Below are 25,759 nucleotides of genomic sequence, written 5' to 3'. Positions count from 1 at the left end.
TTAGCTACCTAACGATGCAAGCATTTGCTCCACCAAAGGCCCGGTGCAGACGTTGCTGTCCGCATAAGAGAGCCTATTAGCCTGAGTCGATCTGCGTGAAGGAACCCACGCGGCAGATTGCTCGACCCCATAACCTCTATAACTATGCGGGCGTGCCCATGATTACCCTGAAACTCAATGGACAAGATCATCAACTCGATGTCACCGAGGACATGCCGCTGCTCTGGGCGATCCGTGACGTGGCCGGTTACAACGGCACCAAATTTGGCTGCGGCATGGGCCTGTGTGGCGCCTGCACCATTCATATCGATGGCGCGCCTGCGCGCAGTTGCATCACGCCGATCGGCTCGGTAGTCGGCCAGAACGTCACCACTATCGATAACCTGCACGCTGACCCGGTTGGCAAAGTCGTCCAGCAAGCCTGGCTCGACAGCGCCGTGGCTCAGTGCGGTTACTGCCAGGGCGGGCAGATCATGTCGGCCACCGCCTTGCTGAAAACCAACCCGAACCCCAGCGACGAGCAGATTGAAGAGGCGATGGTCGGCAACATTTGCCGTTGCGGCACCTACAACCGGATCAAGACCGCCATCCGCCAGGCATCCACTCACCTGAAGGAGGCCAAGGCATGAGCCAGTTACCGAACGATTTTGCGCTGAGCAACCTCAGCCGCCGGGGTTTCCTCAAAGGCGTGGGCGCCACCAGTGCGCTGGTGCTGGCGGCAAGCTGGGGCTGGCAGGACGCCCTCGCGGCCGAAAAAGACAAGAAGTTCGGCGCTGACGGCATGCCCAATGGCTGGATCGATGATCCAAAGGTTTACGTCAGCATCGCCGCCGATGGCAGCGTGACAGTGGTCTGCAACCGCTCGGAAATGGGCCAGGGCGTGCGCACCAGCCTGACCATGGTAGTAGCCGATGAACTGGACGCCGACTGGGCGCTGGTCAAAGTGCAACAGGCGCCGGGCGACGAAGTGCGTTTCGGTAACCAGGACACCGACGGTTCGCGCAGCATGCGTCACTGGTACGAGCCGATGCGCCGTTGCGGGGCTGCCGCGCGGACCATGCTTGAGCAAGCCGCCGCCGCGCAGTGGAAAGTGCCGGTCAGCGAGTGCCATGCGCAATTGCATAAAGTCATTCACCAACCGACCGGTCGTGAACTGGGCTACGGCGCGTTGGCCGCTGCTGCCGGTGCACTGGCGGTGCCGGCCCGCGAGAGCCTGCGGCTCAAGCAGCCATCGGAGTTTCGTTATATAGGCAAGGAAGGCACCAAGGCTATCGACGGTGCGGACATCGTCAATGGTCGCGCGGTGTACGGCGCCGATGTGCATTTCGACGGCATGCTCTTCGCCACCATCGCGCGTCCAGCGGTCTACGGTGGCAAGGTCAAATCCTTCGATGCCAGCGCCGCGATGAAAGTCCCGGGCGTAATCAAGGTTCTGCAAATCGAAAGCCGTCCATTGCCGTCCGAGTTTCAGCCTCTGGGCGGTGTGGCTGTGGTGGCCAGCAATACCTGGGCGGCGATCAAGGGCCGCGAAGCGCTGAAAATCGAGTGGGATGACGGCCCCAACGCCAGTTATGACTCGATCGCCTACCGCAAGGAGCTCGAAGCCGCCTCCCTCAAGCCCGGCAAAGTGGTGCGCAATACAGGCAGCATCGACCAGGCCATGAGCAGTGCCGACAGCACCCTCGAAGCCTCTTACTACCTGCCGCACCTGGCGCAATCGCCGATGGAACCGATGGTCGCCATTGCCCGTTTCAAGGACGGCGTGTGCGAAGCCTGGGCGCCAAGCCAGGCACCGCAAGTCACGCGCGAACGGATCGGCGAGCGCCTCGGCATCCCATTCGATAACGTCACCTTCAACGTCACCTTGCTCGGCGGCGGTTTCGGTCGCAAATCCAAGCCGGACTTCGTCGTTGAAGCGGCGATCCTGGCCAAAGAGTTTCCGGGCAAGGCGGTGCGGGTGCAATGGACCCGTGAAGACGACATCCACAACTCCTATTTCCACACTGTTTCTGCCGAATACCTGAAGGCCAGCCTGAACAAGGACGGCCTGCCGTCCGGCTGGCTGCACCGCACGGTGGCACCGAGCATCACCGCGCTGTTCGCCCCGGGAATGAACCATGAGGCGGCTTTCGAGCTGGGCATGGGCTTTACCAACATGGCTTACGCGATCCCCAACGTGCGCCTGGAAAACCCCGAAGCGGCGGTCCATACCCGGGTCGGCTGGTATCGCTCGGTATCGAACATTCCACACGGCTTTGCGATCCAGAGCTTTGTCGATGAACTGGCCCACAAGGCTGGCCAGGATCCGCTCAAGTACCAGATCAAACTGCTCGGCCCGGACAGGTCGATCGATCCGCGCACCTTGAGTGAAGAGTGGAACTACGGTGAATCCCCTGAGCGTTACCCGATCGATACCGCACGGATGCGCACCGTGCTGGAAACTGCCGCCAAAGCGGCCGGTTGGGGGCGTGAGTTGCCCAAGGGCCGAGGCTTGGGCTTGGCAGTGCACTATAGTTTTGTCACTTATGTGGCGGCGGTGATCGAGGTGGAAGTCAAAGACGATGGCACGTTGATCGTGCACAAGGCCGACATCGCCGTGGATTGCGGCCCGCAGATCAACCCTGAGCGGATTCGCTCGCAGTTCGAAGGTGCCTGCGTCATGGGCCTGGGCAACGCGGTGCTGGGGGAAATCAGCTTCAAGGACGGCAAGGTTCAGCAGGACAATTTCCACATGTACGAGGTGGCGCGCATGTCTCTGGCACCGAAAGAAGTCGCCGTGCACCTGGTTACGCCACCGGGCAATGTTCCGTTGGGCGGAGTCGGTGAGCCGGGCGTGCCGCCGATTGCGCCAGCGCTGTGCAACGCGATCTTCGCCGCCACCGGCAAGCGTATTCGTGACCTGCCAGTACGTTATCAGCTGCAAGGCTGGCAGAAGGCGCAAGCCTGATGGACAGCGTCGACCTGAACGTCCTGCGCAGCGTGCTGGAGTGGCGCCGCGGCGGTCAGCGGGTGATGTTGTACAGCGTGGTCCAGACCTGGGGCACCGCGCCCCGGGCACCTGGCGCCATGCTCGCCTTGCGTGAAGATGGCGTGGTGATTGGCTCGGTGTCCGGTGGCTGTGTCGAGGATGACCTGATTGCCCGGCTGCACGATGGCCGTATCCCGGCCGAAGGGCCACCGGTGCAGTTGATTACCTATGGCGTCACCCGTGAGGAGGCCGCACGGTTTGGTTTGCCATGCGGCGGCACGTTGCGCCTGACCGAGGAGCGCGTCGGCGATCCGGCGTGGGTCGCCGAATTGCTGACGCGCTGCGAGGCCCATGAAATCGTTGCGCGTGAGCTGAATCTGGCGACCGGTGAAGTGATCCTGCAACCAGCGAGCAAGACCGATGCGCTGGTGTTTGACAGGCAGACCTTGCGCGCCATTTATGGTCCGCGCTGGCGGTTGTTGCTGATCGGCGCTGGCCAACTGTCGCGCTACGTTGCCGAGATGGCGCGGCTGCTGGATTTCGAAGTGCTGATCTGCGATCCGCGCACCGAGTTCGTCTACGGCTGGGAAGAGCAACACGGTCGCTTCGTTCCGGGCATGCCCGATGAAGCGGTGCTGACCATCCAGACCGACGAGCGCACAGCCATTGTCGCGCTGACCCACGATCCGCGCCTGGATGACATGGCGCTGCTCACGGCGCTGGACTCCAAGGCGTTTTATGTCGGTGCGCTGGGTTCGCGGGTCAACAGCCAGAAGCGCCGGGACAACCTGGCTCAGCTAGGCTTGTCACAACAGGCCATCGAGCGTTTGCACGGGCCGATCGGTTTGCACATCGGCAGCCATACACCGGCGGAAATCGCCTTGTCGCTGCTGGCCGAAATTGTGGCGATCAAGAACGGCGTCGAGCTGAAACAGAAGAAGCCGTTGCAGGAGGGCATATGAGCGACCCCATCGGCGTTATCGTAGTGGCCGCTGGGCAGGGCAGTCGGTTTCGACAGGTAGCGGGTGACGATAAGGACAAGCTGCTGGTGGACTGCACCGGTCGTGATGGCGTCTCCGTGCATTCGATGATCGAGCAGGTGCTGGTGAATCTGCCGGCCACGCTTGAGAAGCGCGTGCTGGTGACCACGGCGGATCGCCCGCAAGTGATTCGCATGGCTCAGGCCTATGGTTGTGAAATTGTGCGGATCGAATCGACCGGTCTGGGCGACAGCATTGCGGCGGGTGTGGCGGCGTGCTCACAACTCGCTGGCTGGCTGGTCGTGCTCGGGGACATGCCGTTTATTCTGCCGTCGAGCATTGAACAGGTTGTTGCGAATATTGCGGAGGATGCGATCAGCGTGCCGGTGCATGAGGGGCAATATGGGCACCCGGTGGGGTTCGGGCGAAGCTTCGGTCCGGGATTGATGGCATTGACCGGTGATCACGGCGCTAAGTCTCTATTCGCACAGGCGAGGGTGGTCGAAGTGGCGGTGGAGGATCCCGGGGTGTTGTGGGATGTGGATGTGCCTGAGGCGCTGGTTTTTCAATAACGGTTGTCAGCGGGATTGCATTCGCACTTTCCTCGGAATAATCGGCTCTTCCATTCGCCCATTCGTATTTATCGATGGGTGCCAGATATAAAACTCGTTATTCAGCGGGTTCTATCCGACATACGATCATGTGGCGTGTGGTGTTCACAGTTGGGGTGAACATCCGGTCAGTACTCATTAGAAAAAAAGAGCCTACATGATAAAGCACTATATGGATGCGTCGGTCAGTGTCAGTCCTTTGGAGCTGGACAGTGATATTCAGGAGTTGGGAGCATTGGAGCGGGCATTAAGTTCTGCAGATGTTTCTCAACCTGTTCCGCGTTATGTCAAAACACTTCGGCAACTTAGAAAAGCGTCGCAAACAATTAGTTGTCATCGCGACGAGATCAAGTTCGGGGTCACTTTTGGAGAACGTTTGAAAGAACTGGGTGACGACTTCGGTTTGTCCCCGGAACACTTTTCGGTCAATACCAGTGGCTCACCGCTGCTCGTCAAGGAACAGGTCGGAGAACACCTGATTTCGCCCACTCATTTTGAAAACGGTGCGTATTTCAGCCACCCCCATGCCGATCATCAACTCGATCACTCGGCGCAGGATTTGCCTTCGATCAAGATTGGACAGTATGTGCGTTTTGGTCGTAACGCTGCGGTCAATGCCGGCGGCGATGTGGATATAGGCGATGGTGTCTGGCTATCGCCGGGAAGTCAGTTACTGCGTCAGGACCATGACCCGTATGGCCGGCTCTCCATCGGCTCGCGGACTGTCGCGATGACGCGCCTGCCACCGGTGCGATTGTGCGATTACGCGTGGGTCGGGCGTGAAGCGATTGTGGGCTGGAACGCGGATTACCTGGGTAAGGCGAGCATCGTCGGAATCCGTTCCTTCCTTAATACATGGGTCGGCGATTATTCCATCGTTGGCGATCAGGGAAAGGTCCTGCAATACCTGCCGTTCAAGGCTCACCTCATGGAAACCTACCAGCCGTCGATCGAGCAGACGCTGCAAGTCAGCAATTGGGCCGCGATCAATTCGGACTGGTTGATGATCTACCGTGACAGCCCGAAGCGCGAGACGCCGACATTGCCGGCGCCACTGGCGGAGTATCTCGACACGCCGGGCAAAAAGTCCGTATTGCTGATTGCCCCATCCGATAACGCTCAGCTTCAAGCGTTCGGCCAGCACAGCCTGGATGTCATTTCCAGTTCCCGGCAGCCGTTTGCCCACCACTTGCAGTGGGCTCAGGACTACGGCCATAAGCAACTCAGGTTGCGCGCCGATCTCGATTTTTCGAGATTGCCATTCGCCTCGGCCGGCGACTTTCACTATCGCCGTCGATTGGGTTACTCACTGATTGTCGCCAACAGTTCGCCTGTCGAGGCCGAGCCTTGCCGAGTCTATGTCAATGAACTGGCCCGGGTGCTAGCGACGCAGGCACTGTTGTTGGTGCCCATTACGGATGTGTTGCAGGCGCAACTGTCTGTGTATCAAGACTTGTTCCATCTGCAAGGGGAAGTCGAGTTCGACGGTGCCTCTTTCATGTTAATGAAGAAGATCTAACGGAGGCGTCAATGCCGTACTTATTACTTTCACTCGCTGCCGTGTTCTGGGGCGGTAACTATGTCGTCGGAAAGTTGATGGTGGTGGATGTCGATCCGGTGCTGCTGTCGCAACTTCGATGGCTTATTACCAGCGCTTTGCTACTGCTGATTAACTATAAAGCCGTGATCACCAGTTTGCCGGCTGCACGTAAGTCATGGTTGACCCTGGTTATGTTGGCGGTCTGTGGCCAAGTTATATTTCCGCTGACCTTATATATCGGTTTGCAATACACCAGTTCGTTGAATGCGGCGATTTACCTGTCGGCCACGCCGTGTCTGGTACTGGCCCTCAACCGTTTCGTTTTCGGTGATTTCATCTCCAGGTCGAACATGCTTGGGGTGGTCATCAGTACGGTGGGTGTGTTTTGGCTGGTGACGATGGGGCATCTGTCCGATTTGAGCTTCCTGGAAGGCTTCAACAAAGGCGATTTCTGGACCATGGCCTCGGCTGCCAGTTGGGCTGTCTATTGCTCCTTTTTGCGGACAAAGCCAAAAACCATCGCCGGCAATGCGTTCGTGACGTATTGCGCGGTGGTGGGGGCGCTGTGCCTGATTCCGTTCAGCCTGGGTATTTGGGCATTGCACCCTGATCTGACGTTCAACCTGGGGCAGGGCGCTGCACCGTGGCTGGGCCTGGCGTATCTGGTGATCTTCCCGTCCTGGCTGTCGTACTTGTTCTGGAGCAAAGGTATCGGTGAAATCGGTGCCACCCGTGGTGAGATCTTCACTCACTTGGTGCCACTGTCCGGTGGGCTGTTCAGTATCGTGTTCCTCGACGTGCAATTGCACGCCTATCACCTGGTCAGTCTGGTGCTGATCGTATTTGGGGTGATCCTCTGTTCCATTAAAAAGCGGGCACCGGTGGTACTGCGCACGGAGGCGGTTTGATGGACAGAATCATCGACTCGGTCGACCGTCACGGTGTGCGGTGGGTGGGGATTGTGCAGGGCAAGGGGGCATCGGCTACGGTCTGGCAGGTCGAAGATGCCGAAAATTCTCAGGCGTTGGCTGTGCGATTCATGCGTAGCAAGCAATCCTGGGAGCACTTCAAAAGCAACTTGTCCTTGGTAGCGGTGCCGCTTGAAGCGCTTTCATTGATGACCTTTAACGTGCCGCTGCGGCCCGTACGGGATGCCGTGTGCATGGTGAGCGGTTTTGGTTACACGCATCGCTCGGTCAATGGTCTGCCCATGCCTCAGAGGTCCTCGCCGGACTGGTACTACAAAGGTAACGGCAAAGGGTTGGTGGCCGCTTCCCGGGCGATCAAATCACCGTGTCATGCCAGTGGCGCGGGAATCGAGATCGAGTATGCCTGTGTGTACCTCATCGACGACTGCCGAAACCCCCGCTATATCGGTTACACCTTGGCGGTGGATTTTTCTGACCCGGTGCTGCGTCACACTCAACCCGGGCTGGCTGGTCTCTCCAAGTTGCGCAATACCGCGTTGTGCCACGAGCTGGTGATCGCAGAACCACCGCGCTACTCAGTGGTGAGGAGTTCGATTGTCCGGCGTGGTGAAACCGTGTGGGACAAACAGTCGCTATTAGGGCTGGATCAGTTGATGTTTGCCAAACGTGAACTCGAAGCCCTGTTGTTCCAGCATGAAGAGCTTTGCGAGCCCGGTACGGTTCACTATGTTTTGCTCGGTGCCTCGTTAAGCACCGACAAGGATGCCTTCGAGTTGCAGCACGGTGACGTCATTCGGGCGAGCAGCCAGGAGGATGGACTGCAACTGTCCAACCTCTTCGAGGACGAGGTGGTGCGGCAATCGTGTAACTGCTGACGGGTGCCCGGCCCGTTACCCTTCCGTCAGCGGTAAGCGGGCTGGTTTTTCGAAGTCCAGCACCCATTGCGCCAGCGCTCTGGGGGCTGGTTTGCCAGGGTGATCGAAAAACACGAATTCGGTGGTCAGCGAGGCATATGAACCACTCAGGAAATACGTTTGCACTTGTTCACTGCGGCAGCACGAATCGACCAGTGACAACGGCACCAGGGCAACGCCCACGCCGTTGATCACATTAGAAAACAACAGCGGATAAGAGCCACACTCGATGATTTTTTCCGGGGTGATATTGCCCATCATGAACAGTTCGTCGAGATTACGTTGTGAAGCGCTGCGCCGGCTGTTGACCAGGAACACTTGGCCACTGAACGCTTTCAGGTCCTGGATGGCGGGGTGTGCTGCGCTGTAGATCAAGGCCAGCGGATCGTTGAACAACGTTACCCGGCGATAATGCGAAGGCGCAAAGCCTGCGCCGACAATCACTGCGTCGAGCTTGCCGGCCTCAAGATCCTTGAGCAGCGACTGTGTATTACCAATGCTGACATCCACTGCCAGCCCGTCGGGATTGGCAACGATGCTTTGCAACAGGTTCTGGCGAGTAATAGTGAGGTTTTCGATGACACCCAAACGCACCCGTGTTTCGGTTTTTGTCTGGCTCAGGCTGGCTTGAGCGCGAGCAACCAGTTCGAGGATTTGTGAGGCGTAGGCATAGAGCTCCTTGCCTGGCGCCGTCATCGTGATACCGCGACCGGAGCGTTCGAACAGCTTGGTATCGAGCCGTGATTCGAGCGTCTTGATGCGGAAGGAAATACTGGATTGAGCGCGGTTTAACCTGATCGCTGCTTGTGTGACGCTGCCGTAGTCAACAATCGCTTTGAAAGCGTCCAGTTCAGCAATTTCCATAGTCACGCACTCTTTGCTCCATAACGGGCCGAAGGCTTTCGGGCCGTGGCAGGACCTACTTGGAACCCTGCACCGCTCTATTCTGCACGTTGCACAGCTCTTTCGTAATACTTGCTTACAAATATTTAAGCGGGTGTTTAGCGAGGAACGCAATCGCCTCGACAATAAACCGTTGCCAGGCAGCAACAAGCTTCAGTTTCTATTAGCAAAAAAAAAGCCCCGCCTGGATCACCAGGCGGGGCTTTTTAGTGGCCGATGGAATCAGACGAGGGGTTTAGGCTCGTGCTCTTTTTCCTGGGCTTGCTCGTGTTGCTCTACCGCTTCCTGAACGGAGCGCGGTGCTTCGTCGATTGCGGATTCAACCGGCTCGGCAGGGACTTCAGCGGCCGGGGCAGGGGCTGCCTCGACGACTTCAGCAACAACCGGGGCTGACTCGGCAGCGGCCGGAGCAGCAGTGGCAGTCAGTTCGGCTTCCTTCTGCAGACGCTCGGCTTCACGCTTGCGACGACGTACTTCACGCGGGTCGTTCGGCGCACGGCCACTTGGGGTCAGAGCGCTGACAGGGGCGGCTTCAGCCACCGGAGCAGCCTCTTCGGCAACAACTGGCGCTTCAACAACCGCTGGAGCAGGCTCGGCAGCAGCAACCACTGGCTCGGAGACCATGGCATCAGCAACCGGGGCTTCAGCGACTGGCGCTGGAGCTTCGGTCGCTACGGGTGGCTCGGCAACCCAGTTGAACGCGGTTTGTTCTTCGCGAATTTCACGGGCCGGTTCAGCCGTTGGCGCTTCAACTACAGGCTCAGCGGATGCAGCAGGCTCGGCAGCAACTGCCGGTTCAGCAGCAGCTTCAACTTCAGGCTGGGCTTCACGAACCGGTGCCACTTCGATTTCCGGAGAAGCAGTGACTTCTACCGGCGTGGTCGCTTCAACGACTGGCGCTTCGACCGGAGCGGTTTCCTGTGTGGCGGCAGTGGCGCGTTCGGCTTGCTCGTTGGCTTGTGCTTCAGCAGGTGCGCTGATCACAGAGCTGGCAACGGCTGCGGTAACAGCCAGGCCGGCGGCCAGATCGGCAGCGCTTGGCGCTTCGGCGTTTTCAGCCGATTCGGACTCTTCCGAACCTTCGATCACGTTGCCGTTGGCATCGCGTTGACGCTCACGACGGTTGCTGCGACGACGCTGGCCACGGGAGCGGCGGCGTGGACGATCGCCTTCGGCGCCTTCCTGACCGTCTTCCTGCAGTTGCTCTTCGTTGGTGGTCAACTCTTCTTCAGCAACGGCGGCAGCGGCTGGCTCGGTACGTGGCTGACGTTCTTCACGCGGTGGCCGTGGAGCGCGTTCTTCACGTGGCTGACGGGCTGGACGTTCTTCAGCGTTGGCAGCGGCGGCCGGAGCGGTATCCAGAGGCTCGCGCAGTTCACGAACCGGACGTTCTTCACGCTCGCCACGTGGCTTGCGATCTTCACGCGGAGCGCGCGGTGCACGTTCTTCACGAGGGGCGCGTGGTGCGCGCTCTTCACGCGGAGCGCGTTCCTGGGCGACCGCTGGAGCTTCTTCGCGGGCTTCGCGGGCTTCGCGTGGCTCACGTGGTGCGCGTTCTTCACGCGGTGCACGTTCCTCACGAGGCTTGCGCTCTTCATCGCGGCGACCGTTACGGTTGCGGCTCTGCTGACGGCCGTTACGGCGCTCTTCGTTGCGGGCAGGGCGTTCGGTAGCTGGCTTTTCAACCACAACCGGCGCAGCAGGCTCTTCCTTGGTGGCGAACAGGCTGACCAGCGACTTCACCAGGCCTTTGAACAGGCTTGGCTCTGGAGCGACGGCCGGTGCAGCCACCGGAGCGGCGACGACTTCGGTCGGAACCGGAGCGTTGGCACGAGCCGGAGCGGTCTTGACCGCGGCTTCCTGGCGAACCAGGGTACGGGTCGCAGCGGCTGGCTGGACTTCTTCGACTTCGGCAGCAGCGGCAGCGATTTCGTAGCTGGACTGGTTGATGCTGGCTTCCGGGCTGTCATCGCGCAGACGCTGAACTTCGAAGTGCGGCGTTTCGAGGTGATCGTTCGGCAGGATGACGATGCGGGCACGGGTGCGCAGTTCGATCTTGGTGATCGAGTTGCGTTTTTCATTGAGCAGGAAAGCTGCAACCGGAATCGGCACTTGTGCGCGAACTTCGGCGGTGCGGTCTTTCAGGGCTTCTTCTTCGATCAGGCGCAGGATCGCCAGCGACAGCGATTCAACGTCACGGATGATGCCGGTGCCGTTGCAACGCGGGCAGACGATGCCACTGCTTTCGCCCAGCGATGGGCGCAGGCGCTGACGGGACATTTCCAGCAGGCCGAAGCGCGAGATGCGACCGACTTGCACGCGAGCGCGGTCGGCTTCCAGGCATTCGCGGACTTTCTCTTCCACGGCGCGCTGGTTCTTGGCAGGGGTCATGTCGATGAAGTCGATGACGATCAGGCCGCCGATGTCGCGCAAGCGCAACTGACGGGCGATTTCTTCGGCAGCTTCAAGGTTGGTCTGCAGTGCGGTTTCTTCGATGTCGCTGCCTTTGGTGGCGCGCGCCGAGTTGATGTCGATGGACACCAGGGCTTCGGTCGGATCGATAACGATGGAGCCGCCGGAAGGCAGTTCGACGACGCGCTGGAAGGCGGTTTCGATCTGGCTTTCGATCTGGAAACGGTTGAACAGCGGAACGCTGTCTTCGTACAGCTTGATTTTGCTGGCGTACTGCGGCATCACCTGGCGAATGAAGGTCAGGGCTTCGTCCTGGGCTTCAACGCTGTCGATCAGCACTTCGCCGATGTCCTGGCGCAGGTAATCGCGGATGGCGCGGATGATCACGTTGCTTTCCTGGTAGATCAGGAACGGCGCGGAACGATCCAGCGAAGCTTCTTTGATGGCGGTCCAAAGTTGCAGCAGGTAATCGAGGTCCCACTGCATTTCTTCGCTGCTGCGACCAAGGCCGGCAGTGCGAACGATCAGACCCATGTCGGCCGGGGCAACCAGACCGTTCAGGGCTTCACGCAGTTCGTTGCGCTCTTCACCTTCGATGCGACGGGAGATACCGCCGGCACGCGGGTTGTTCGGCATCAGCACCAGGTAACGACCGGCCAGGCTGATGAAGGTGGTCAGGGCGGCGCCCTTGTTGCCACGTTCTTCTTTTTCGACCTGAACGATGACTTCCTGGCCTTCGCTCAGGACGTCCTTGATGTTGACGCGGCCTTCGGGGGCTTTCTTGAAGTATTCGCGGGAGATTTCTTTGAGGGGCAGGAAGCCGTGGCGCTCAGAGCCGAAATCGACAAAGGCAGCCTCCAGGCTTGGTTCGATGCGAGTAATCCGGCCTTTATAGATGTTGGCCTTCTTCTGCTCGCGTGCACCGGATTCGATGTCCAGGTCGTAGAGGCGTTGGCCATCTACCAGTGCAACACGCAACTCTTCGGGTTGAGTTGCGTTAATCAGCATTCTTTTCATGTAGTACCGTCGGTTTCCGGGCTGCCGGAAACGGCGTTCGGCACACACGACTTCTCATGGTCGGTGTCAGGTGCGTCGGGAGTGGTTGGCCATTCCCGTGTCCAGCGAAGTCCGGCCAATGTGGGCCTTCATCGCGACGTACGCGTCCTGCTTGCTGTGGCTACTTAAGCACTCAGTCAGGAGGAGGAATCAACCGGCGGCTGTGGACGAGATGAAGCGTCTTGAGAAAGCCTATTGCTACACAGTCCAGCGGTTGTGCATCTCCACCCTACACGTATCCCTGATAATTCGGGTGCTGCCGCGCGCAGAATCCGCAGCGGGTTGGCATTTACCGTGAGCTCCGAAAGGGGAGGTCACGCATCATGGCTAATTTAGGCGTTGTTTCCGAAGCGTTCGCTCGGGGTCGTTCGCAGCTGACTGCACTTTGTGAACTGGCCGTGAATATTTGCTCGGAAGGCGAGTGAAAACTCTGCTTTGCGGCATGATTCAGGCCTTATGTCACCTGCGCTCGTTACAACTGAAAACTCTGCCGTTACGTAGCGAAAGCCCCGTAGGACGGCCTCTCGTCCTCGTGAATTGCGTTGGTCAGGGCCGGTTTTTGACCGTTAGTCCGCTGTCCAGGCCACTTTTGGCGGCGTTCGCGACTATAGCAGCAATGATTAAGTGCTTCAATTCCATAAAAAATTGTTATCATCCGCACCATGACGACTACTGCCCCTTCGACCCCAGCCGTACAACTGCTGGAGGTCTCGCCGGAATATGCCGGCCAACGTATTGATAACTTCCTTCTCGCTCGGCTCAAAGGCGTGCCCAAGACCTTGATTTATCGCATTTTGCGCAAGGGCGAAGTGCGGGTGAACAAAGGTCGGATCAAGCCCGAATACAAGCTGCAGGCGGGCGATATCGTGCGCGTGCCACCGGTTCGCGTGCCTGAGCGCGACGAGCCCGTGCCATTGGCCCAGGGTCTGCTGCAGCGGCTCGAGGCCTCGATTGTCTACGAAGACAAGGCGCTGATCGTGGTCAACAAGCCTTGCGGCATTGCGGTTCATGGTGGCAGTGGCTTGACCTACGGCGTGATTGAAGCCTTCCGTCAGTTGCGTCCGGATTGCAAGGAGCTCGAGCTGGTTCATCGTCTCGATCGTGATACCTCCGGCCTGCTGATGATTGCCAAAAAGCGCAGCATGTTGCGCCACTTGCACACGGCATTGCGCGGCGATGGCGTCGACAAGCGCTATATGGCGCTGGTGCGCGGCAACTGGGCGGCCTCGATCAAGCAAGTCCGTGCGTCGCTGGGCAAGAGCAATCTGCGCTCCGGCGAGCGCATGGTCGAGGTGGACGAGGAGGAGGGCAAGGAGTCTGTGACCGTGTTCAAGGTGCTGCGTCGCTTCGGTGACTTCGCCACTATGGTCGAGGCCAAGCCGATCACGGGTCGCACTCACCAGATTCGCGTCCATACTCTGCATGCCGGGCATTGCATCGCTGGTGATACCAAGTACGGCGATGAGGGTTTCAGCAAAGAGATTCGTGATCTGGGCGGCAAGCGCCTGTTCCTGCACGCCTACATGCTGACTGTGCCGCTGCCTGATGGTGGTGAGCTCAAGTTGCAGGCGCCCGTCGACGAGATGTGGGCCAAAACCGTGGAGCGCTTGAGTGCACCCTACTGATTACAAGTTGCTGATTTTCGATTGGGACGGCACGCTGGCTGACTCCATTGGTCGGATTGTCGAGGCGATGCATGTCGCGTCCGAGCGGTCCGGTTTTCAGTTGCGTGATGATTTTGCCGTCAAAGGCATTATCGGTCTGGGTTTGCCGGAAGCGATTCGCACGCTGTATCCCGAGATTGGCGACACCGAGCTGATAGCATTCCGTCAACACTATGCGGATCACTACATTGCGGCGGAGGCCGTGCCTTCGCCACTGTTTGAGGGCGTTATCGAGTCTCTCGAAGCGTTTCGTGTCGAGGGGTATCATCTGGCAGTAGCGACCGGCAAGGCTCGTCGTGGGCTGGATCGGGTGCTGAAGTCTCACGGTTGGGAAGATTATTTCGATATCACCCGTGCTGCTGACGAAACCGCCAGTAAACCGCATCCGTTGATGCTTGAGCAGATTCTCGCCCATTGCGAGGTTCGTCCGGAGCAAGCGCTGATGGTCGGCGATTCGTCGTTCGACCTGCAGATGGCGCGCAATGCGGGCATGGATTCAGTGGCAGTCAGCTATGGCGCTCAATCGATCGACGCCTTGAAGCTATTTGAGCCGAGACTGGCCATTGATCGTTTTTCAGAGTTGCACGCCTGGCTGAATCAGCGGGTTTAATTGGTTTTTTTGCTGGGGTACATGGCATGACCGACGAATGGAAAGCGCCCGCCAAGGCGAGTGCGGAAAGCGGTGACGAGAAAAGCTGGAAGCTGCTGGAAAAAACCCTGCTGGCTGGTGTGCAGGAACAGCGCCGGTCCCGTCGCTGGGGGATATTCTTCAAGTCGCTGACTTTTTTGTACCTGCTCGGCGCGTTGATTCTGTTATCGCCGTTGATAGGCATGGAGAAGGGCGCGAGCCTCGGCTCTGGCTACACGGCGCTGATCGATATAACAGGCATGATTGCCGACAAAGAGCCGGCCAGTGCCGACAATATCGTCGGCAGTCTGCGTGCAGCCTTCGAGGACAAGAAGGTCAAGGGTGTGATTCTGCGGATCAACAGCCCTGGCGGCAGTCCGGTGCAGTCGGGTTATGTCTACGACGAGATCCGTCGTTTGCGCGGCCTGAATCCAGATACCAAGGTTTATGCGGTGATCTCGGATCTGGGCGCTTCCGGTGCCTACTACATCGCTAGCGCCGCGGATCAGATCTACGCCGACAAGGCGAGCCTGGTAGGTTCCATCGGTGTGACAGCGGCCGGTTACGGTTTTGTCGGGACCATGGAGAAGTTGGGCGTAGAGCGTCGTACCTACACCTCCGGTGAGCACAAATCGTTCCTCGATCCGTTCCAGCCGCAGAAGCCTGCGGAAACCCAATTCTGGCAGAGCGTGCTCGATACTACTCATCAGCAGTTCATCAGCAGCGTCAAGAAGGGTCGTGGTGATCGCCTGAAGGATAAAGATCATCCGGAGCTGTTCTCCGGGCTGGTCTGGTCCGGCGAGCAAGCGCTGTCGCTGGGCTTGATCGATGGTCTGGGCAATGCCAGTTCGGTTGCCCGTGATGTGATCGGCGAGAAAGAGTTGGTGGATTTCACTGTTGAGGAATCGCCGTTCGATCGCTTCTCGAAAAAGCTCGGCTCCAGCGTGGCTGAGCATTTGGCGATGTGGATGGGCTTTCAGGGGCCTTCGCTGCGCTAATCGTCTGGCTGCATAAAGAAACCGGCCTGCGTGGCCGGTTTTTTTTCAGATCAAAAGATCTTTAGGGTATCTGCACACCTTCAGCCAACAGCATATCGATCAAGCGAATCAGCGGCAGGCCGATCAGGCTGGTGGCGTCAGGGCCTTCGGTGCTTTGAAACAGGCTGACCCCCAAACCTTCGGCCTTGAAGCTGCCAGCGCAGTCATAGGGCTGTTCGGCGCGCAGGTAGCGTTCGATGCGCGCTGCGTCGAGTGTGCGCATGTGTACGGTGAAAGGCACGCAATCGACTTGGCAGTGGCCAGTTTGGCTGTTGAGCAGTGCCAGGCCGGTCAGGAAAGTCACGCTCGCACCGCTGGATGCCAGCAGTTGTTCGCGGGCCTTTTCGAAGGTGTGAGGTTTGCCGATAATCCGCTCGCCGAGTACGGCGACCTGATCCGAGCCGATGATCAGATGGGCTGGATGACTGCCTGCAAGTGCGCGGGCTTTTTCTTCGGCGAGACGCTTTACCAGTTCGACGGCTGACTCGTCCGGACGGTGGCTTTCGTCGATATCCGGCGAGCTGCAGGTGAACGGCAGCTGCAAGCGGGCCAATAATTCACGGCGATACGCCGAGCTTGAAGCGAGTAATAAAGGCAGCATGCGCATCTCCAAAGGGCAGGGACGAATTCTAGCGCAGGCTCAAGTGACGGACAGGGCTGAATTTCCTTTGACATGGCTGGGGGCATCCCTATAATGCTGCGCCTATGTTGAATGACCCGATTCCACCTCACGTTGACCCGCGCAAATTGGCTGACCGTGGCACCACCCTTCAAGGTGAACTGCTGCTGGCCGATTTGGAGAGACTCTGCGACCCGCTTTCCGATACTGTCGGTACGGTGCAGGCTAAATTCGTTTTTGAACGAGATGAACGTAAATCTGTGGTAATTCACAGCTTTATCGACACCGAAGTCAAAATGGTTTGCCAGCGTTGTCTTGAGCTGGTCACCCTGCCGATCCATAGCGAATGCAGTTATGCTGTGGTGAAGGAGGGTGCGAATACCCAGTCGTTGCCGAAAGGTTATGACGTGCTGGAACTGGGCGAAGATCCTTTGGATCTGCAGTCACTGATCGAGGAGGAGCTTCTGCTCGCCTTGCCCATTGTGCCTGCTCATCATCCGGAAGAATGCCAGCAGCCGGCGGGTCTCGATGAGCCCGAACCGAGCGAGGACGAGGTAACGCGGTCCAACCCGTTCAGTGTATTGGCGCAGTTAAAGCGTGACCCAAACGTTTAGGAGTTAATCAATTATGGCTGTTCAGCAGAACAAAAAATCCCGCTCTGCCCGTGACATGCGTCGTTCGCACGACGCTCTCGAGGCTAGCACCCTGTCTGTAGAAAAAACCACCGGTGAAGTTCACCTGCGTCACCACGTATCGCCAGAAGGCGTATACCGTGGTCGTAAAGTGATCGACAAGGGCGCTGACGAGTAATCCTTGTCCGCTCAAGTCATCGCGATTGACGCAATGGGCGGGGACTTCGGTCCCCGCAGCATTGTTCAGGCCAGTCTTGCTTGCCTGTCTGCTACACCCTCGCTGCACCTGACCCTCGTCGGTCAACCCTCCCTTCTTGAAGAATTGCTCGCCAGCCAATCGGCTGTGGATCGCGCGCGCCTGTCGATTACGCCGGCGTCCGAAATCATCACCATGGACGAAAAACCTGCCCAGGCCTTGCGCGGCAAGCCCGATTCGTCGATGCGCGTGGCGTTGGAATTGGTGCGAGACGGCAAGGCCCAGGCCTGCGTCAGTGCGGGTAACACCGGTGCGCTGATGGCGTTGTCACGGTTTGTGCTCAAGACGTTGCCTGGCATCGATCGGCCGGCAATGATCGCGGCCATTCCGACGCAGAAGGGCTACTGCCAGTTGCTCGATCTGGGTGCCAACGTCGATTGCAGTGCCGAGCACTTATTGCAGTTTGCCGTGATGGGCTCGGTCGCGGCAGAAACCCTGGGCATCGTTCGCCCAAGGGTCGCATTGCTAAACATCGGCACCGAAGACATCAAGGGCAATCAGCAGGTCAAGCTGGCGGCCACCTTGTTGCAGAGTGCTCGGGGCATCAACTACATCGGGTTTGTCGAAGGTGACGGTTTGTACCGTGGCGAGGCGGATGTGGTGGTGTGTGACGGCTTTGTCGGCAATATCCTGCTCAAGTCCAGTGAAGGCTTGGCGACCATGATTGCCGGGCGCATTGAGGCGTTATTCAAGAAAAATTTCGCGTCGAAAGTGGTGGGCGCATTGGCGCTGCCGCTGATGAAACGTTTGCAGGCCGAGCTGGCGCCGGCACGCCATAACGGCGCAAGTTTCCTCGGTTTGCAGGGAATTGTCGTGAAAAGCCACGGTTCGGCGGGGGTGCAGGGTTTTCAGAGTGCGATTCAACGCGCGTTGATCGAGATCCAGGAAAACTTGCCGGAGCGGCTTCATGGGCGCCTGGAAGATTTGTTGCCTTAGGTGTTTTCGTCGGACAATGCTTAAATGTGACCGCTCAGTTCAATGGGCCATCCAACTGTGAGTTTCTTGCGTTCCACAAGCGGGACGTCAATTCTCCGACGACAAGATCATTAGGGGCTTGTTACATGTCTGCTTCCCTCGCATTCGTCTTTCCAGGACAGGGTTCGCAGTCCCTCGGCATGTTGACCGAGTTGGGCGCGCAACATCCGGTGGTCCTCGAAACATTCAAAGAAGCTTCCGATGCTCTGGGTTACGACCTGTGGGCACTGACCCAGCAAGGGCCGGAAGAACAACTCAATCAAACCGATAAAACCCAGCCGGCCATTCTGACCGCCTCGATCGCCTTGTGGCGCCTGTGGCTGGCTGAAGGCGGCGCGCGTCCGGCTTACGTTGCCGGTCACAGCCTGGGCGAATACAGCGCCCTGGTGGCTGCGGGCAGCCTGAGCCTGGGCGACGCAGTGAAACTGGTAGAGCGTCGCGGTCAGTTGATGCAAGAGGCCGTTCCGGCCGGACAGGGCGGCATGGCTGCAATCCTGGGTCTGGAAGATGCCGACGTGCTGGCAGCCTGTGCCGAAGCGGCGCAGGGCGAAGTGGTTAGCGCGGTCAACTTCAACTCCCCGGGCCAGGTAGTGATCGCCGGTGCGAAGGCTGCGGTCGAGCGCGCCATCGAAGGCTGCAAGGCACGTGGCGCCAAGCGCGCCATGCCATTGCCGGTCAGCGTGCCGTCTCATTGCGAATTGATGCGCCCAGCCGCTGAGCGGTTCGCCGAATCGATCGCCGCGATCGACTGGCAGGCACCGCAGATTCCTGTAGTACAGAACGTCAGCGCCAACGTGCCGGCCGATCTGGAAACCCTCAAGCGCGATCTGCTTGAACAGCTCTACAAGCCTGTACGCTGGGTCGAGTCGGTCCAGGCGCTGGCTGCCAAGGGCGCGACCGAACTGGTCGAATGCGGCCCTGGCAAAGTACTTGCCGGTTTGAACAAACGTTGCGCCGAAGGCGTGTCGACCTCTAACCTCAATACCCCAGACGCTTTCGCTGCCGCCCGTGCAGCGCTGGCCTGAACAAGGAGAAGCTTGCATGAGTCTGCAAGGTAAAGTTGCATTGGTCACCGGTGCCAGCCGTGGTATCGGCCAGGCTATCGCTCTGGAATTGGGTCGTCAGGGTGCCATTGTTATCGGCACCGCGACTTCCGCTTCGGGGGCTGAGCGTATCGCTGCTACCCTGAAAGAAAATGGTATTCAGGGCACTGGCCTGGAACTCAATGTCACCAGCGACGAATCTGTAGCGGCCGTGCTGGCGAGCATTCAGGAGCAATTCGGTGCGCCGGCGATCCTGGTCAATAATGCCGGTATCACCCGCGATAACCTGATGATGCGCATGAAAGATGACGAATGGCATGACGTCGTCGATACCAATCTGAACAGTCTGTTCCGCCTGTCCAAGGGTGTTTTGCGCGGCATGACAAAAGCCCGTTGGGGACGAATTATCAGTATTGGTTCGGTTGTGGGTGCCATGGGCAACGCAGGCCAAGTAAACTACGCTGCCGCCAAGGCCGGTCTGGAAGGTTTCAGCCGTGCACTGGCGCGTGAAGTCGGTTCGCGTTCGATTACGGTAAACTCGGTGGCCCCTGGGTTCATCGACACCGATATGACCCGTGAACTGCCCGAGGCGCAGCGTGAAGCCTTGCAGACGCAGATTCCGCTGGGTCGTCTGGGGCAAGCTCAAGAGATCGCGTCTGTGGTCGCTTTTCTTGCATCCGACGGTGCGGCTTACGTTACTGGGGCTACAATCCCGGTGAACGGCGGGATGTACATGAGTTAAATGTGACGGATTGCTTCAAAAAAATGTCATACGAGCTGTCTAAAATCCGTTATAAAGCTGCAATCTATTTATAGACAGAGGGTCGCCGGGTTTGAGGAGTGAAGCTTTCAGTTGAAAAACTGAAAAGTCTTTCTATACACTTACCCACCGGCCAGCTGCCTGAATTTGTCCATTAGGAGTGAAAACAAGGTATGAGCACCATCGAAGAGCGCGTCAAGAAAATCGTTGCTGAGCAACTGGGCGTTAAAGAAGAAGAAGTGGTCAACACTGCTTCCTTCGTTGAAGACCTGGGTGCCGACTCCCTTGACACCGTTGAGCTGGTGATGGCTCTGGAAGAGGAATTCGAGACCGAAATCCCTGACGAAGAAGCTGAGAAGATCACTACTGTACAAGCAGCAATCGACTACGTTACCAGCCACCAGGCGTAATAGTTTTTAGTCGTCGCTCGCTGTCATGGAAAAACCGCACTGCCATCATGGCGTGCGGTTTTTTCTTTAGGCCTGATGCAAAGTCGTCATTTGAAAAAGGAGAGTGCTGTGTCGCGTAGACGCGTCGTAGTCACCGGTATGGGTATGTTGTCGCCACTGGGCACGGATGTGCCGAGCAGCTGGCAGGGCATTCTGGCTGGCCGCAGTGGCATTGGTCTGATCGAACACACCGACCTTTCTGCCTATTCCACCCGTTTTGGCGGCTCGGTAAAGGGCTTCAATGTCGAGGAATACCTGTCGGTCAAGGAAGCTCGCAAACTCGACCTGTTCATTCAATACGGTCTGGCTGCAGGTTTTCAAGCCGTGCGTAATGCAGGTCTTGAGGTCACCGACGCTAACCGCGAGCGGATTGGCGTGGCCATGGGCTCGGGTATTGGCGGTCTGACCAATATCGAAGAAACCAGCCGTACACTGCATGATTCCGGCCCACGACGGATCTCTCCGTTTTTCGTGCCTGGCTCGATCATCAATATGATTTCCGGTTTCCTGTCCATCCACTTGGGCGCACAGGGACCTAACTACGCCATCGCCACGGCGTGTACCACCGGTACGCACTGCATCGGCATGGCGGCACGCAACATCATGTACGACGAAGCCGACGTCATGATCGCCGGTGGTGCCGAGATGGCCGCGTGTGGTCTGGGCATGGGCGGCTTCGGTGCCTCCCGCGCACTGTCGACCCGCAACGACGAGCCGACCCGTGCCAGCCGTCCATGGGACAAGGGCCGTGATGGCTTCGTGCTGTCCGACGGCGCCGGCGCACTGGTGCTCGAAGAACTGGAGCACGCCAAGGCCCGTGGCGCGACCATCTACGCCGAGTTGATCGGTTTCGGCACCAGTGGCGATGCTTACCACATGACCTCGCCACCGGCTGATGGCGCGGGTGCTGCACGTTGCATCACCAATGCCTTGCGCGATGCGAAGATCAATGGCGATCAGGTTCAATACATCAACGCCCACGGCACTTCGACCTCGGCGGGCGACCTCGCCGAAGCCTGTGCGATCAAGTCCGTGTTCGGCGATCACGCCTATAGGCTGGCGGTCAGTTCGACCAAGTCCATGACCGGTCACCTGTTGGGTGCGGCGGGCGCGGTCGAGGCGATTTTCAGTGTACTGGCAATCAACAGCCAGGTAGCACCGCCGACCATCAACCTCGATGAGCCGGACGAAGGTTGCGACCTCGACTTCGTACCCCACACCGCGCGTGGCATGGATATCGACGTGGTGCTGTCCAACTCCTTCGGATTTGGCGGTACCAATGGCTCGCTGGTGTTCCGCCGGTTCGCTGACTGATGGACAGCTGGGTCGACGGTCAACCGGCTGACGCTTTGTCGCTGAAGGATCGCGGCCTGGCTTACGGTGATGGTCTGTTCGAGACCATCACGGTCAAGAGCGGGCAGCCGCTGCTGCTGGATCGACATTTGTCGCGTCTGGCGGAGGGTTGTTCGCGCTTGGCGATTGCCGCCGATCATGAATTGATTCGCGAGGAGCTGCTGGCCTATGCCACCGCGCTGGGCGAGGGCGTGCTCAAACTCATCCTCACCCGCGGTGACAGCCTGCGCGGTTACGCCGCCGATCCCTCGGCTCAGGCTCGACGCATTCTGCAAGGCAATCCTCCTGCAGCTTATCCGGCTGTTCATGCGGAGCAGGGTGTTCGTCTGTTTCCTTGTGCGACACGGCTTTCCAAACAGCCATTGCTCGCCGGTCTCAAGCATTTGAACCGTCTGGAGCAGGTCATCGCCCGTTCCGAATGGCAGGACACCGAGCATGCCGAAGGCTTGATGCTGGATCAGGTCGGGTGGGTGATCGAAGGCGTGTTCAGCAATCTGTTCCTGGTGCGCGATGGCGTGCTGGTAACCGCCAATCTCAAACGCTGTGGCGTGGCGGGTGTGATGCGTGCCGAATTATTGTTTCAAGCCAAGTCATTGGGGATTGCCACGCAAATCACCGATATCACCCTCGAGCAGCTGCAATGGGCTGACGAGGTCTTTGTCTGCAACAGCGTGTATGGCGTTTGGCCGGTGCGCGCCTATGCCGCACTGAGCTGGCCGGTTGGGCCGCTCACCCGTAAACTCCAAACCATTGCTCGTGCGCTACTGGATGCTTGATTCGTGAGACGTAAATTCTTGCTGCTGCTGGAAACCGGATTGGTTCTGGCGGGGCTGTTGGCGGGCGCTTGCGCCTGGAAAATCGATTCGGCGCTGGAACAGCCGCTGAACATCGCCCAGGAAGAGCTGCTGGAAGTGCCCAAAGGCACTACGCCAAACCGCACCTTCCTTCGACTTGAAGCCGATGGCGTCATCAAAGACGCTTTCTGGCTGCGTGTGTATTGGCGCTTCAACCTGGCAGGACAACCGCTGCACAGCGGCGAATACCGCATGGTGCCCGGTATGACAGTCAACGGGCTGATCGACCTGTGGAAGCGCGGAGAAATGGTGCAGTACAGCCTGACGCTGGTCGAAGGCTGGAATTTCCATCAGGTTCGCGCGGCCCTGGCCAAGGATGAAAAACTCGAGCAGACCCTCAACGGTCTGAGCGACAGCCAAGTGATGGACAAACTCGGGCACAGCGGGATTTTTCCGGAAGGACGATTCTTCCCCGATACGTATCGTTTCGTGCGGGGCATGACCGACGCCGATCTGCTCAAGAAAGCTTACGACCGCCTCGACGAGGTTCTCGCCAAGGAATGGAACCAGCGCGCTGCTGACGTCCCTTACACCGAGCCCTATCAGGCGCTAATCATGGCCTCGCTGGTGGAAAAGGAAACCGGTGTGCCGCAGGAGCGTCGGCAGATCGCCGGCGTGTTCGTGCGGCGCATGGAGATGGGCATGCTGTTGCAGACTGATCCGACCGTGATTTACGGTTTGGGTGATCGTTACAACGGCAAGTTGACCCGCGCTCATCTCAAGGAGCCGACGCCGTATAACACTTACATGATTGCTGGTCTGCCGCCGACGCCGATAGCGATGGTGGGCCGCGAAGCGATCCATGCGGCGTTGAATCCGGCGGACGGCAACAGCCTGTATTTTGTCGCGCGCGGTGATGGCAGCCACGTGTTCTCCGATGATCTGGACGCCCACAACAATGCGGTGCGCGAGTTCCAGATCAATCGACGTGCCGATTACCGGTCCAGCCCTGAGCCGACTGTTACGCCGTCGACGGAGGATAGCCAGGCGCCAATCCCGGCGGCTTCGCCTAATACGGCGCCCGAAGAAATGCCGCCAGTAGCGCCGCAAGACTCCGTGCAAGGCTCTGAACAAGAGCCTGCACAAGAGCCTGCGCCAGCACCCGAAGCGGATGCGCCCGCGCCGCAAAGCCCGCAATGACTCTGACTAAGGACTGCCTGTGACTGGCTTGTTTATTACCCTGGAAGGCCCGGAAGGCGCCGGCAAGAGCACCAATCGCGAATACCTGGCCGAACGTCTGCGTGCTGCCGGGATCGAGGTGGTGTTGACCCGGGAGCCCGGCGGCACGCCCTTGGCCGAACGGATCCGTGACGTGCTGTTGGCGCCGGTCGATGAGGTCATGAATCCCGACACCGAGCTGCTGTTGGTGTTCGCCGCGCGAGCCCAGCATCTGGCCGAGGTGATCCGTCCGGCGCTGGCCCGTGGCGCGGTAATCCTGTGCGATCGCTTCACCGATTCGACCTATGCCTACCAAGGCGGTGGTCGTGGTTTGTCACTGGAGCGCATCGCGACCCTCGAAACATTTGTTCAGGGCGATCTGCGCCCGGACTTGACGCTGATCTTCGATCTGCCGGTAGAAGTGGGCCTGGCCCGCGCCAGCGCCCGGGGTCGCCTGGACCGCTTCGAGCTTGAAGGCCGAGCGTTTTTCGATGCTGTGCGCACAGCCTTCCTTGAGCGTGCCAAAGCGGATCCTGCGCGTTATGTCCTGGTGGATGCCGCTCAGCCGCTGGCACAGGTTCAGCAGTCTCTGGACGCCTTGTTGCCACGTCTGCTGGAGCTGACCCGTGGCTGAAGCCTATCCATGGCAGGACAGTCTCTGGCAGCAATTGGCCGGCCGTGCCCAGCACGCTCACGCCTATTTGCTGCATGGCCCGGCCGGGATCGGCAAGCGTGCGCTGGCCGAGCGTCTGATGGCTCATTTGTTGTGTCAGCGCCCGACCGCCCAAGACGCCTGCGGTGAGTGCAAATCCTGCTTGTTGCTGAAGGCCGGCAGTCACCCCGATAACTACATCCTGGAGCCGGAAGAAGCAGACAAGGCGATCAAGGTCGATCAGGTGCGTGATCTGGTCAGCTTCGTGGTTCAGACCGCGCAAATGGGCGGTCGCAAAGTGGTGCTGATCGAGCCAGTCGAATCGATGAACATCAACGCCGCCAACGCCTTGCTGAAAAGCCTTGAAGAGCCGTCTGGCGATACCGTTTTGCTGTTGGTCAGCCATCAGACCAGCCGTCTGCTGCCGACCATCAAGAGCCGTTGCGTGCAGCAAGCCTGTCCGTTGCCGAGTGAAGCGATGAGTCTGGCTTGGCTGGCCAGCGCTTTGCCGGACTGTTCGGAAGAAGAGCGCATTGAACTGCTGACCCTCGCCGCCGGTTCGCCATTGGCCGCGGTCAAATTGCAGGCGCAAGGCGTGCGCGAGCAGCGGGCTCTGGTGGTTGAAGGCGTAAAGAAACTGCTCAAGCAGCAGCAATCGCCGACGCAACTGGCCGAGGAGTGGAAAACCATTCCCATGTTGCTGCTGTTCGATTGGTTCTGCGACTGGTCGAGCCTGATCCTGCGTTATCAATTGACTCAGGATGAAGCAGGGCTGGGGCTGGCAGACATGCGCAAGGTGATTCAATACCTGGCGCAGAAATCCGCACAGGACAAAGTCCTGAATATCCAGGACTGGATTCTCGCCCAGCGGCAGAAAGTGATGAGCAAAGCCAACCTCAATCCTGCGTTGTTGCTGGAGGCGCTGTTGGTGCAATGGGTATCTTTGCCTACCCAGAAGTGACTGTCTGAGCCTAGACTCTGATCATCAGACAGTGGAGGTCAGCATGAATGAACCCATCAGTCCGGGGCCGCGAAATGGCATTTTGTCCTTGACCATCAAGGACAGGGCCGTGCTCTACGCGGCCTACATGCCATTCATCAAGAACGGTGGCCTGTTTATCCCGACCAACAAAAGCTACAAGTTGGGCGATGAGGTCTTCATGTTGCTGCACCTGATGGACGAACCGGAAAAGATTCCGGTCGCCGGCAAGGTCACCTGGATCACCCCCAAAGGTGCCCAGGGCAACCGTGCCGCCGGGGTTGGCGTGCAATTCAACGAAGGCGACAACACCGCGCGCAGTCGAATCGAAACCCATCTGGCCGGAGCCCTGAAGTCCGACCGTCCCACTCATACGATGTAAGTTGC

General features: G+C 58.9%; 25 protein-coding genes. 22 read left to right on the top strand and 3 right to left on the bottom strand.

What is annotated here, in order from left to right:
* Positions 1 to 158: 158 nt before the first annotated feature.
* The 7 genes from AB7M29_RS26995 to AB7M29_RS26965 all read left to right on the top strand — a co-directional run bounded on the left by AB7M29_RS26995 (position 159) and on the right by AB7M29_RS26965 (position 7,903).
* Complete coding sequence (locus AB7M29_RS26995) at positions 159 to 629, top strand: (2Fe-2S)-binding protein (RefSeq protein WP_038982082.1); 471 nt, start codon at positions 159 to 161, stop codon at positions 627 to 629.
* Positions 626 to 2,947 (top strand): molybdopterin cofactor-binding domain-containing protein, encoded by a 2,322-nt coding sequence (locus tag AB7M29_RS26990; protein WP_454248406.1) that lies wholly within the window; start codon positions 626 to 628, stop codon positions 2,945 to 2,947. The genes AB7M29_RS26995 and AB7M29_RS26990 overlap by 4 nt, the downstream gene beginning before the upstream one ends.
* Positions 2,947 to 3,930, top strand: coding sequence for an XdhC family protein (locus AB7M29_RS26985; protein WP_454248405.1), 984 nt, complete (start codon positions 2,947 to 2,949; stop codon positions 3,928 to 3,930). Before AB7M29_RS26990 ends, AB7M29_RS26985 begins: the two co-directional genes overlap by 1 nt.
* Complete coding sequence (locus tag AB7M29_RS26980; protein ID WP_454248404.1) at positions 3,927 to 4,520, top strand: nucleotidyltransferase family protein; 594 nt, start codon at positions 3,927 to 3,929, stop codon at positions 4,518 to 4,520. Before AB7M29_RS26985 ends, AB7M29_RS26980 begins: the two co-directional genes overlap by 4 nt.
* Before the next feature lie 415 nt (positions 4,521 to 4,935).
* Positions 4,936 to 6,078, top strand: coding sequence for an acyltransferase (locus AB7M29_RS26975; RefSeq protein ID WP_225922858.1), 1,143 nt, complete (start codon positions 4,936 to 4,938; stop codon positions 6,076 to 6,078).
* An 11-nt stretch (positions 6,079 to 6,089) separates the two neighbouring features.
* Positions 6,090 to 7,007 (top strand): DMT family transporter, encoded by a 918-nt coding sequence (locus AB7M29_RS26970; RefSeq protein ID WP_217854170.1) that lies wholly within the window; start codon positions 6,090 to 6,092, stop codon positions 7,005 to 7,007.
* Positions 7,007 to 7,903 (top strand): hypothetical protein, encoded by an 897-nt coding sequence (locus tag AB7M29_RS26965; protein ID WP_217854169.1) that lies wholly within the window; start codon positions 7,007 to 7,009, stop codon positions 7,901 to 7,903. The genes AB7M29_RS26970 and AB7M29_RS26965 overlap by 1 nt, the downstream gene beginning before the upstream one ends.
* A 15-nt stretch (positions 7,904 to 7,918) precedes the next feature.
* Here the strand turns inward: AB7M29_RS26965 and AB7M29_RS26960 are convergent, their stop codons facing one another.
* Positions 7,919 to 8,806 carry a LysR family transcriptional regulator gene (locus AB7M29_RS26960; protein WP_217854168.1) on the bottom strand — a complete coding sequence of 296 codons (888 nt, stop codon included), beginning with the start codon at positions 8,804 to 8,806 and terminating at the stop codon, positions 7,919 to 7,921.
* A gap of 261 nt (positions 8,807 to 9,067) precedes the next feature.
* Positions 9,068 to 12,274, bottom strand: coding sequence for a ribonuclease E (gene rne, locus AB7M29_RS26955; RefSeq protein ID WP_454248403.1), 3,207 nt, complete (start codon positions 12,272 to 12,274; stop codon positions 9,068 to 9,070).
* Positions 12,275 to 12,975: 701 nt separating this feature from the next.
* On the opposite strand from rne, the gene rluC reads away from it, so the two are divergent.
* The 3 genes from rluC to sppA are packed head-to-tail and all read left to right on the top strand — an operon-like array spanning position 12,976 to position 15,603.
* Complete coding sequence (rluC, locus tag AB7M29_RS26950; RefSeq protein WP_038982087.1) at positions 12,976 to 13,938, top strand: 23S rRNA pseudouridine(955/2504/2580) synthase RluC; 963 nt, start codon at positions 12,976 to 12,978, stop codon at positions 13,936 to 13,938.
* Positions 13,925 to 14,587, top strand: a complete 663-nt coding sequence (locus tag AB7M29_RS26945; protein WP_217854166.1) for an HAD-IA family hydrolase — start codon at positions 13,925 to 13,927, stop codon at positions 14,585 to 14,587. The genes rluC and AB7M29_RS26945 overlap by 14 nt, the downstream gene beginning before the upstream one ends.
* 26 nt (positions 14,588 to 14,613) lie before the next feature.
* Positions 14,614 to 15,603, top strand: a complete 990-nt coding sequence (sppA, locus tag AB7M29_RS26940; RefSeq protein WP_201060641.1) for a signal peptide peptidase SppA — start codon at positions 14,614 to 14,616, stop codon at positions 15,601 to 15,603.
* 61 nt (positions 15,604 to 15,664) lie between these two features.
* Here sppA and AB7M29_RS26935 read toward each other — a convergent pair whose 3' ends face one another.
* Positions 15,665 to 16,243, bottom strand: coding sequence for a Maf family protein (locus tag AB7M29_RS26935; RefSeq protein WP_007904014.1), 579 nt, complete (start codon positions 16,241 to 16,243; stop codon positions 15,665 to 15,667).
* Between the two features lie 104 nt (positions 16,244 to 16,347).
* Between AB7M29_RS26935 and AB7M29_RS26930 the strand changes: the two genes are divergently transcribed.
* From AB7M29_RS26930 to AB7M29_RS26875, 12 genes are all read left to right on the top strand, one after another.
* Complete coding sequence (locus tag AB7M29_RS26930) at positions 16,348 to 16,875, top strand: YceD family protein (protein ID WP_004371317.1); 528 nt, start codon at positions 16,348 to 16,350, stop codon at positions 16,873 to 16,875.
* Between the two features lie 13 nt (positions 16,876 to 16,888).
* The gene (gene rpmF, locus AB7M29_RS26925; RefSeq protein WP_003179396.1) at positions 16,889 to 17,071 is read left to right on the top strand and encodes a 50S ribosomal protein L32; all 183 of its coding nucleotides are present in this window, start codon (positions 16,889 to 16,891) and stop codon (positions 17,069 to 17,071) included.
* Between the two features lie 3 nt (positions 17,072 to 17,074).
* A complete protein-coding gene (plsX, locus tag AB7M29_RS26920; RefSeq protein WP_454248402.1) occupies positions 17,075 to 18,085 on the top strand; it encodes a phosphate acyltransferase PlsX in 1,011 nt (336 codons plus the stop codon).
* A 125-nt stretch (positions 18,086 to 18,210) separates the two neighbouring features.
* A complete protein-coding gene (gene fabD, locus AB7M29_RS26915) occupies positions 18,211 to 19,149 on the top strand; it encodes an ACP S-malonyltransferase (protein ID WP_454248401.1) in 939 nt (312 codons plus the stop codon).
* 16 nt (positions 19,150 to 19,165) lie between these two features.
* Positions 19,166 to 19,909, top strand: a complete 744-nt coding sequence (gene fabG, locus AB7M29_RS26910; protein WP_008014356.1) for a 3-oxoacyl-ACP reductase FabG — start codon at positions 19,166 to 19,168, stop codon at positions 19,907 to 19,909.
* Positions 19,910 to 20,100: 191 nt separating this feature from the next.
* A complete protein-coding gene (acpP, locus tag AB7M29_RS26905) occupies positions 20,101 to 20,337 on the top strand; it encodes an acyl carrier protein (protein WP_003175607.1) in 237 nt (78 codons plus the stop codon).
* 108 nt (positions 20,338 to 20,445) lie between these two features.
* The gene (fabF, locus tag AB7M29_RS26900) at positions 20,446 to 21,690 is read left to right on the top strand and encodes a beta-ketoacyl-ACP synthase II (protein WP_217854164.1); all 1,245 of its coding nucleotides are present in this window, start codon (positions 20,446 to 20,448) and stop codon (positions 21,688 to 21,690) included.
* Positions 21,690 to 22,505, top strand: coding sequence for an aminodeoxychorismate lyase (pabC, locus tag AB7M29_RS26895; RefSeq protein WP_454248400.1), 816 nt, complete (start codon positions 21,690 to 21,692; stop codon positions 22,503 to 22,505). Before fabF ends, pabC begins: the two co-directional genes overlap by 1 nt.
* A gap of 3 nt (positions 22,506 to 22,508) precedes the next feature.
* Positions 22,509 to 23,723: an endolytic transglycosylase MltG gene (mltG, locus tag AB7M29_RS26890; RefSeq protein WP_217854162.1), complete on the top strand. Its 1,215-nt coding sequence runs from the start codon at positions 22,509 to 22,511 to the stop codon at positions 23,721 to 23,723.
* A 19-nt stretch (positions 23,724 to 23,742) separates the two neighbouring features.
* A complete protein-coding gene (gene tmk / locus AB7M29_RS26885) occupies positions 23,743 to 24,375 on the top strand; it encodes a dTMP kinase (RefSeq protein ID WP_454248399.1) in 633 nt (210 codons plus the stop codon).
* The gene (locus AB7M29_RS26880) at positions 24,368 to 25,354 is read left to right on the top strand and encodes a DNA polymerase III subunit delta' (protein ID WP_052964848.1); all 987 of its coding nucleotides are present in this window, start codon (positions 24,368 to 24,370) and stop codon (positions 25,352 to 25,354) included. The genes tmk and AB7M29_RS26880 overlap by 8 nt, the downstream gene beginning before the upstream one ends.
* A gap of 43 nt (positions 25,355 to 25,397) precedes the next feature.
* Positions 25,398 to 25,754, top strand: a complete 357-nt coding sequence (locus AB7M29_RS26875; RefSeq protein ID WP_008014345.1) for a PilZ domain-containing protein — start codon at positions 25,398 to 25,400, stop codon at positions 25,752 to 25,754.
* Positions 25,755 to 25,759: the final 5 nt, after the last annotated feature.

This window comes from Pseudomonas sp. F-14 TE3623, assembly GCF_053629015.1.
This window is presented reverse-complemented; position numbering and strand designations above follow the sequence as displayed.

Excerpts from the sequence above, each read along its gene's own strand:
- AB7M29_RS26995 (WP_038982082.1), top strand. The coding sequence starts at position 159 with ATGATTACCCTGAAACTCAATGGACAAGATCATCAACTCGATGTCACC.
- AB7M29_RS26990 (WP_454248406.1), top strand. The coding sequence starts at position 626 with ATGAGCCAGTTACCGAACGATTTTGCGCTGAGCAACCTCAGCCGCCGG.
- AB7M29_RS26985 (WP_454248405.1), top strand. The coding sequence starts at position 2,947 with ATGGACAGCGTCGACCTGAACGTCCTGCGCAGCGTGCTGGAGTGGCGC.
- AB7M29_RS26980 (WP_454248404.1), top strand. The coding sequence starts at position 3,927 with ATGAGCGACCCCATCGGCGTTATCGTAGTGGCCGCTGGGCAGGGCAGT.
- AB7M29_RS26970 (WP_217854170.1), top strand. The coding sequence starts at position 6,090 with ATGCCGTACTTATTACTTTCACTCGCTGCCGTGTTCTGGGGCGGTAAC.
- AB7M29_RS26965 (WP_217854169.1), top strand. The coding sequence starts at position 7,007 with ATGGACAGAATCATCGACTCGGTCGACCGTCACGGTGTGCGGTGGGTG.
- AB7M29_RS26960 (WP_217854168.1), bottom strand. The coding sequence starts at position 8,806 with ATGGAAATTGCTGAACTGGACGCTTTCAAAGCGATTGTTGACTACGGC.
- rne (WP_454248403.1), bottom strand. The coding sequence starts at position 12,274 with ATGAAAAGAATGCTGATTAACGCAACTCAACCCGAAGAGTTGCGTGTT.
- rluC (WP_038982087.1), top strand. The coding sequence starts at position 12,976 with ATGACGACTACTGCCCCTTCGACCCCAGCCGTACAACTGCTGGAGGTC.
- sppA (WP_201060641.1), top strand. The coding sequence starts at position 14,614 with ATGACCGACGAATGGAAAGCGCCCGCCAAGGCGAGTGCGGAAAGCGGT.
- AB7M29_RS26935 (WP_007904014.1), bottom strand. The coding sequence starts at position 16,243 with ATGCTGCCTTTATTACTCGCTTCAAGCTCGGCGTATCGCCGTGAATTA.
- AB7M29_RS26930 (WP_004371317.1), top strand. The coding sequence starts at position 16,348 with ATGTTGAATGACCCGATTCCACCTCACGTTGACCCGCGCAAATTGGCT.
- rpmF (WP_003179396.1), top strand. The coding sequence starts at position 16,889 with ATGGCTGTTCAGCAGAACAAAAAATCCCGCTCTGCCCGTGACATGCGT.
- fabD (WP_454248401.1), top strand. The coding sequence starts at position 18,211 with ATGTCTGCTTCCCTCGCATTCGTCTTTCCAGGACAGGGTTCGCAGTCC.
- fabG (WP_008014356.1), top strand. The coding sequence starts at position 19,166 with ATGAGTCTGCAAGGTAAAGTTGCATTGGTCACCGGTGCCAGCCGTGGT.
- acpP (WP_003175607.1), top strand. The coding sequence starts at position 20,101 with ATGAGCACCATCGAAGAGCGCGTCAAGAAAATCGTTGCTGAGCAACTG.
- pabC (WP_454248400.1), top strand. The coding sequence starts at position 21,690 with ATGGACAGCTGGGTCGACGGTCAACCGGCTGACGCTTTGTCGCTGAAG.
- AB7M29_RS26875 (WP_008014345.1), top strand. The coding sequence starts at position 25,398 with ATGAATGAACCCATCAGTCCGGGGCCGCGAAATGGCATTTTGTCCTTG.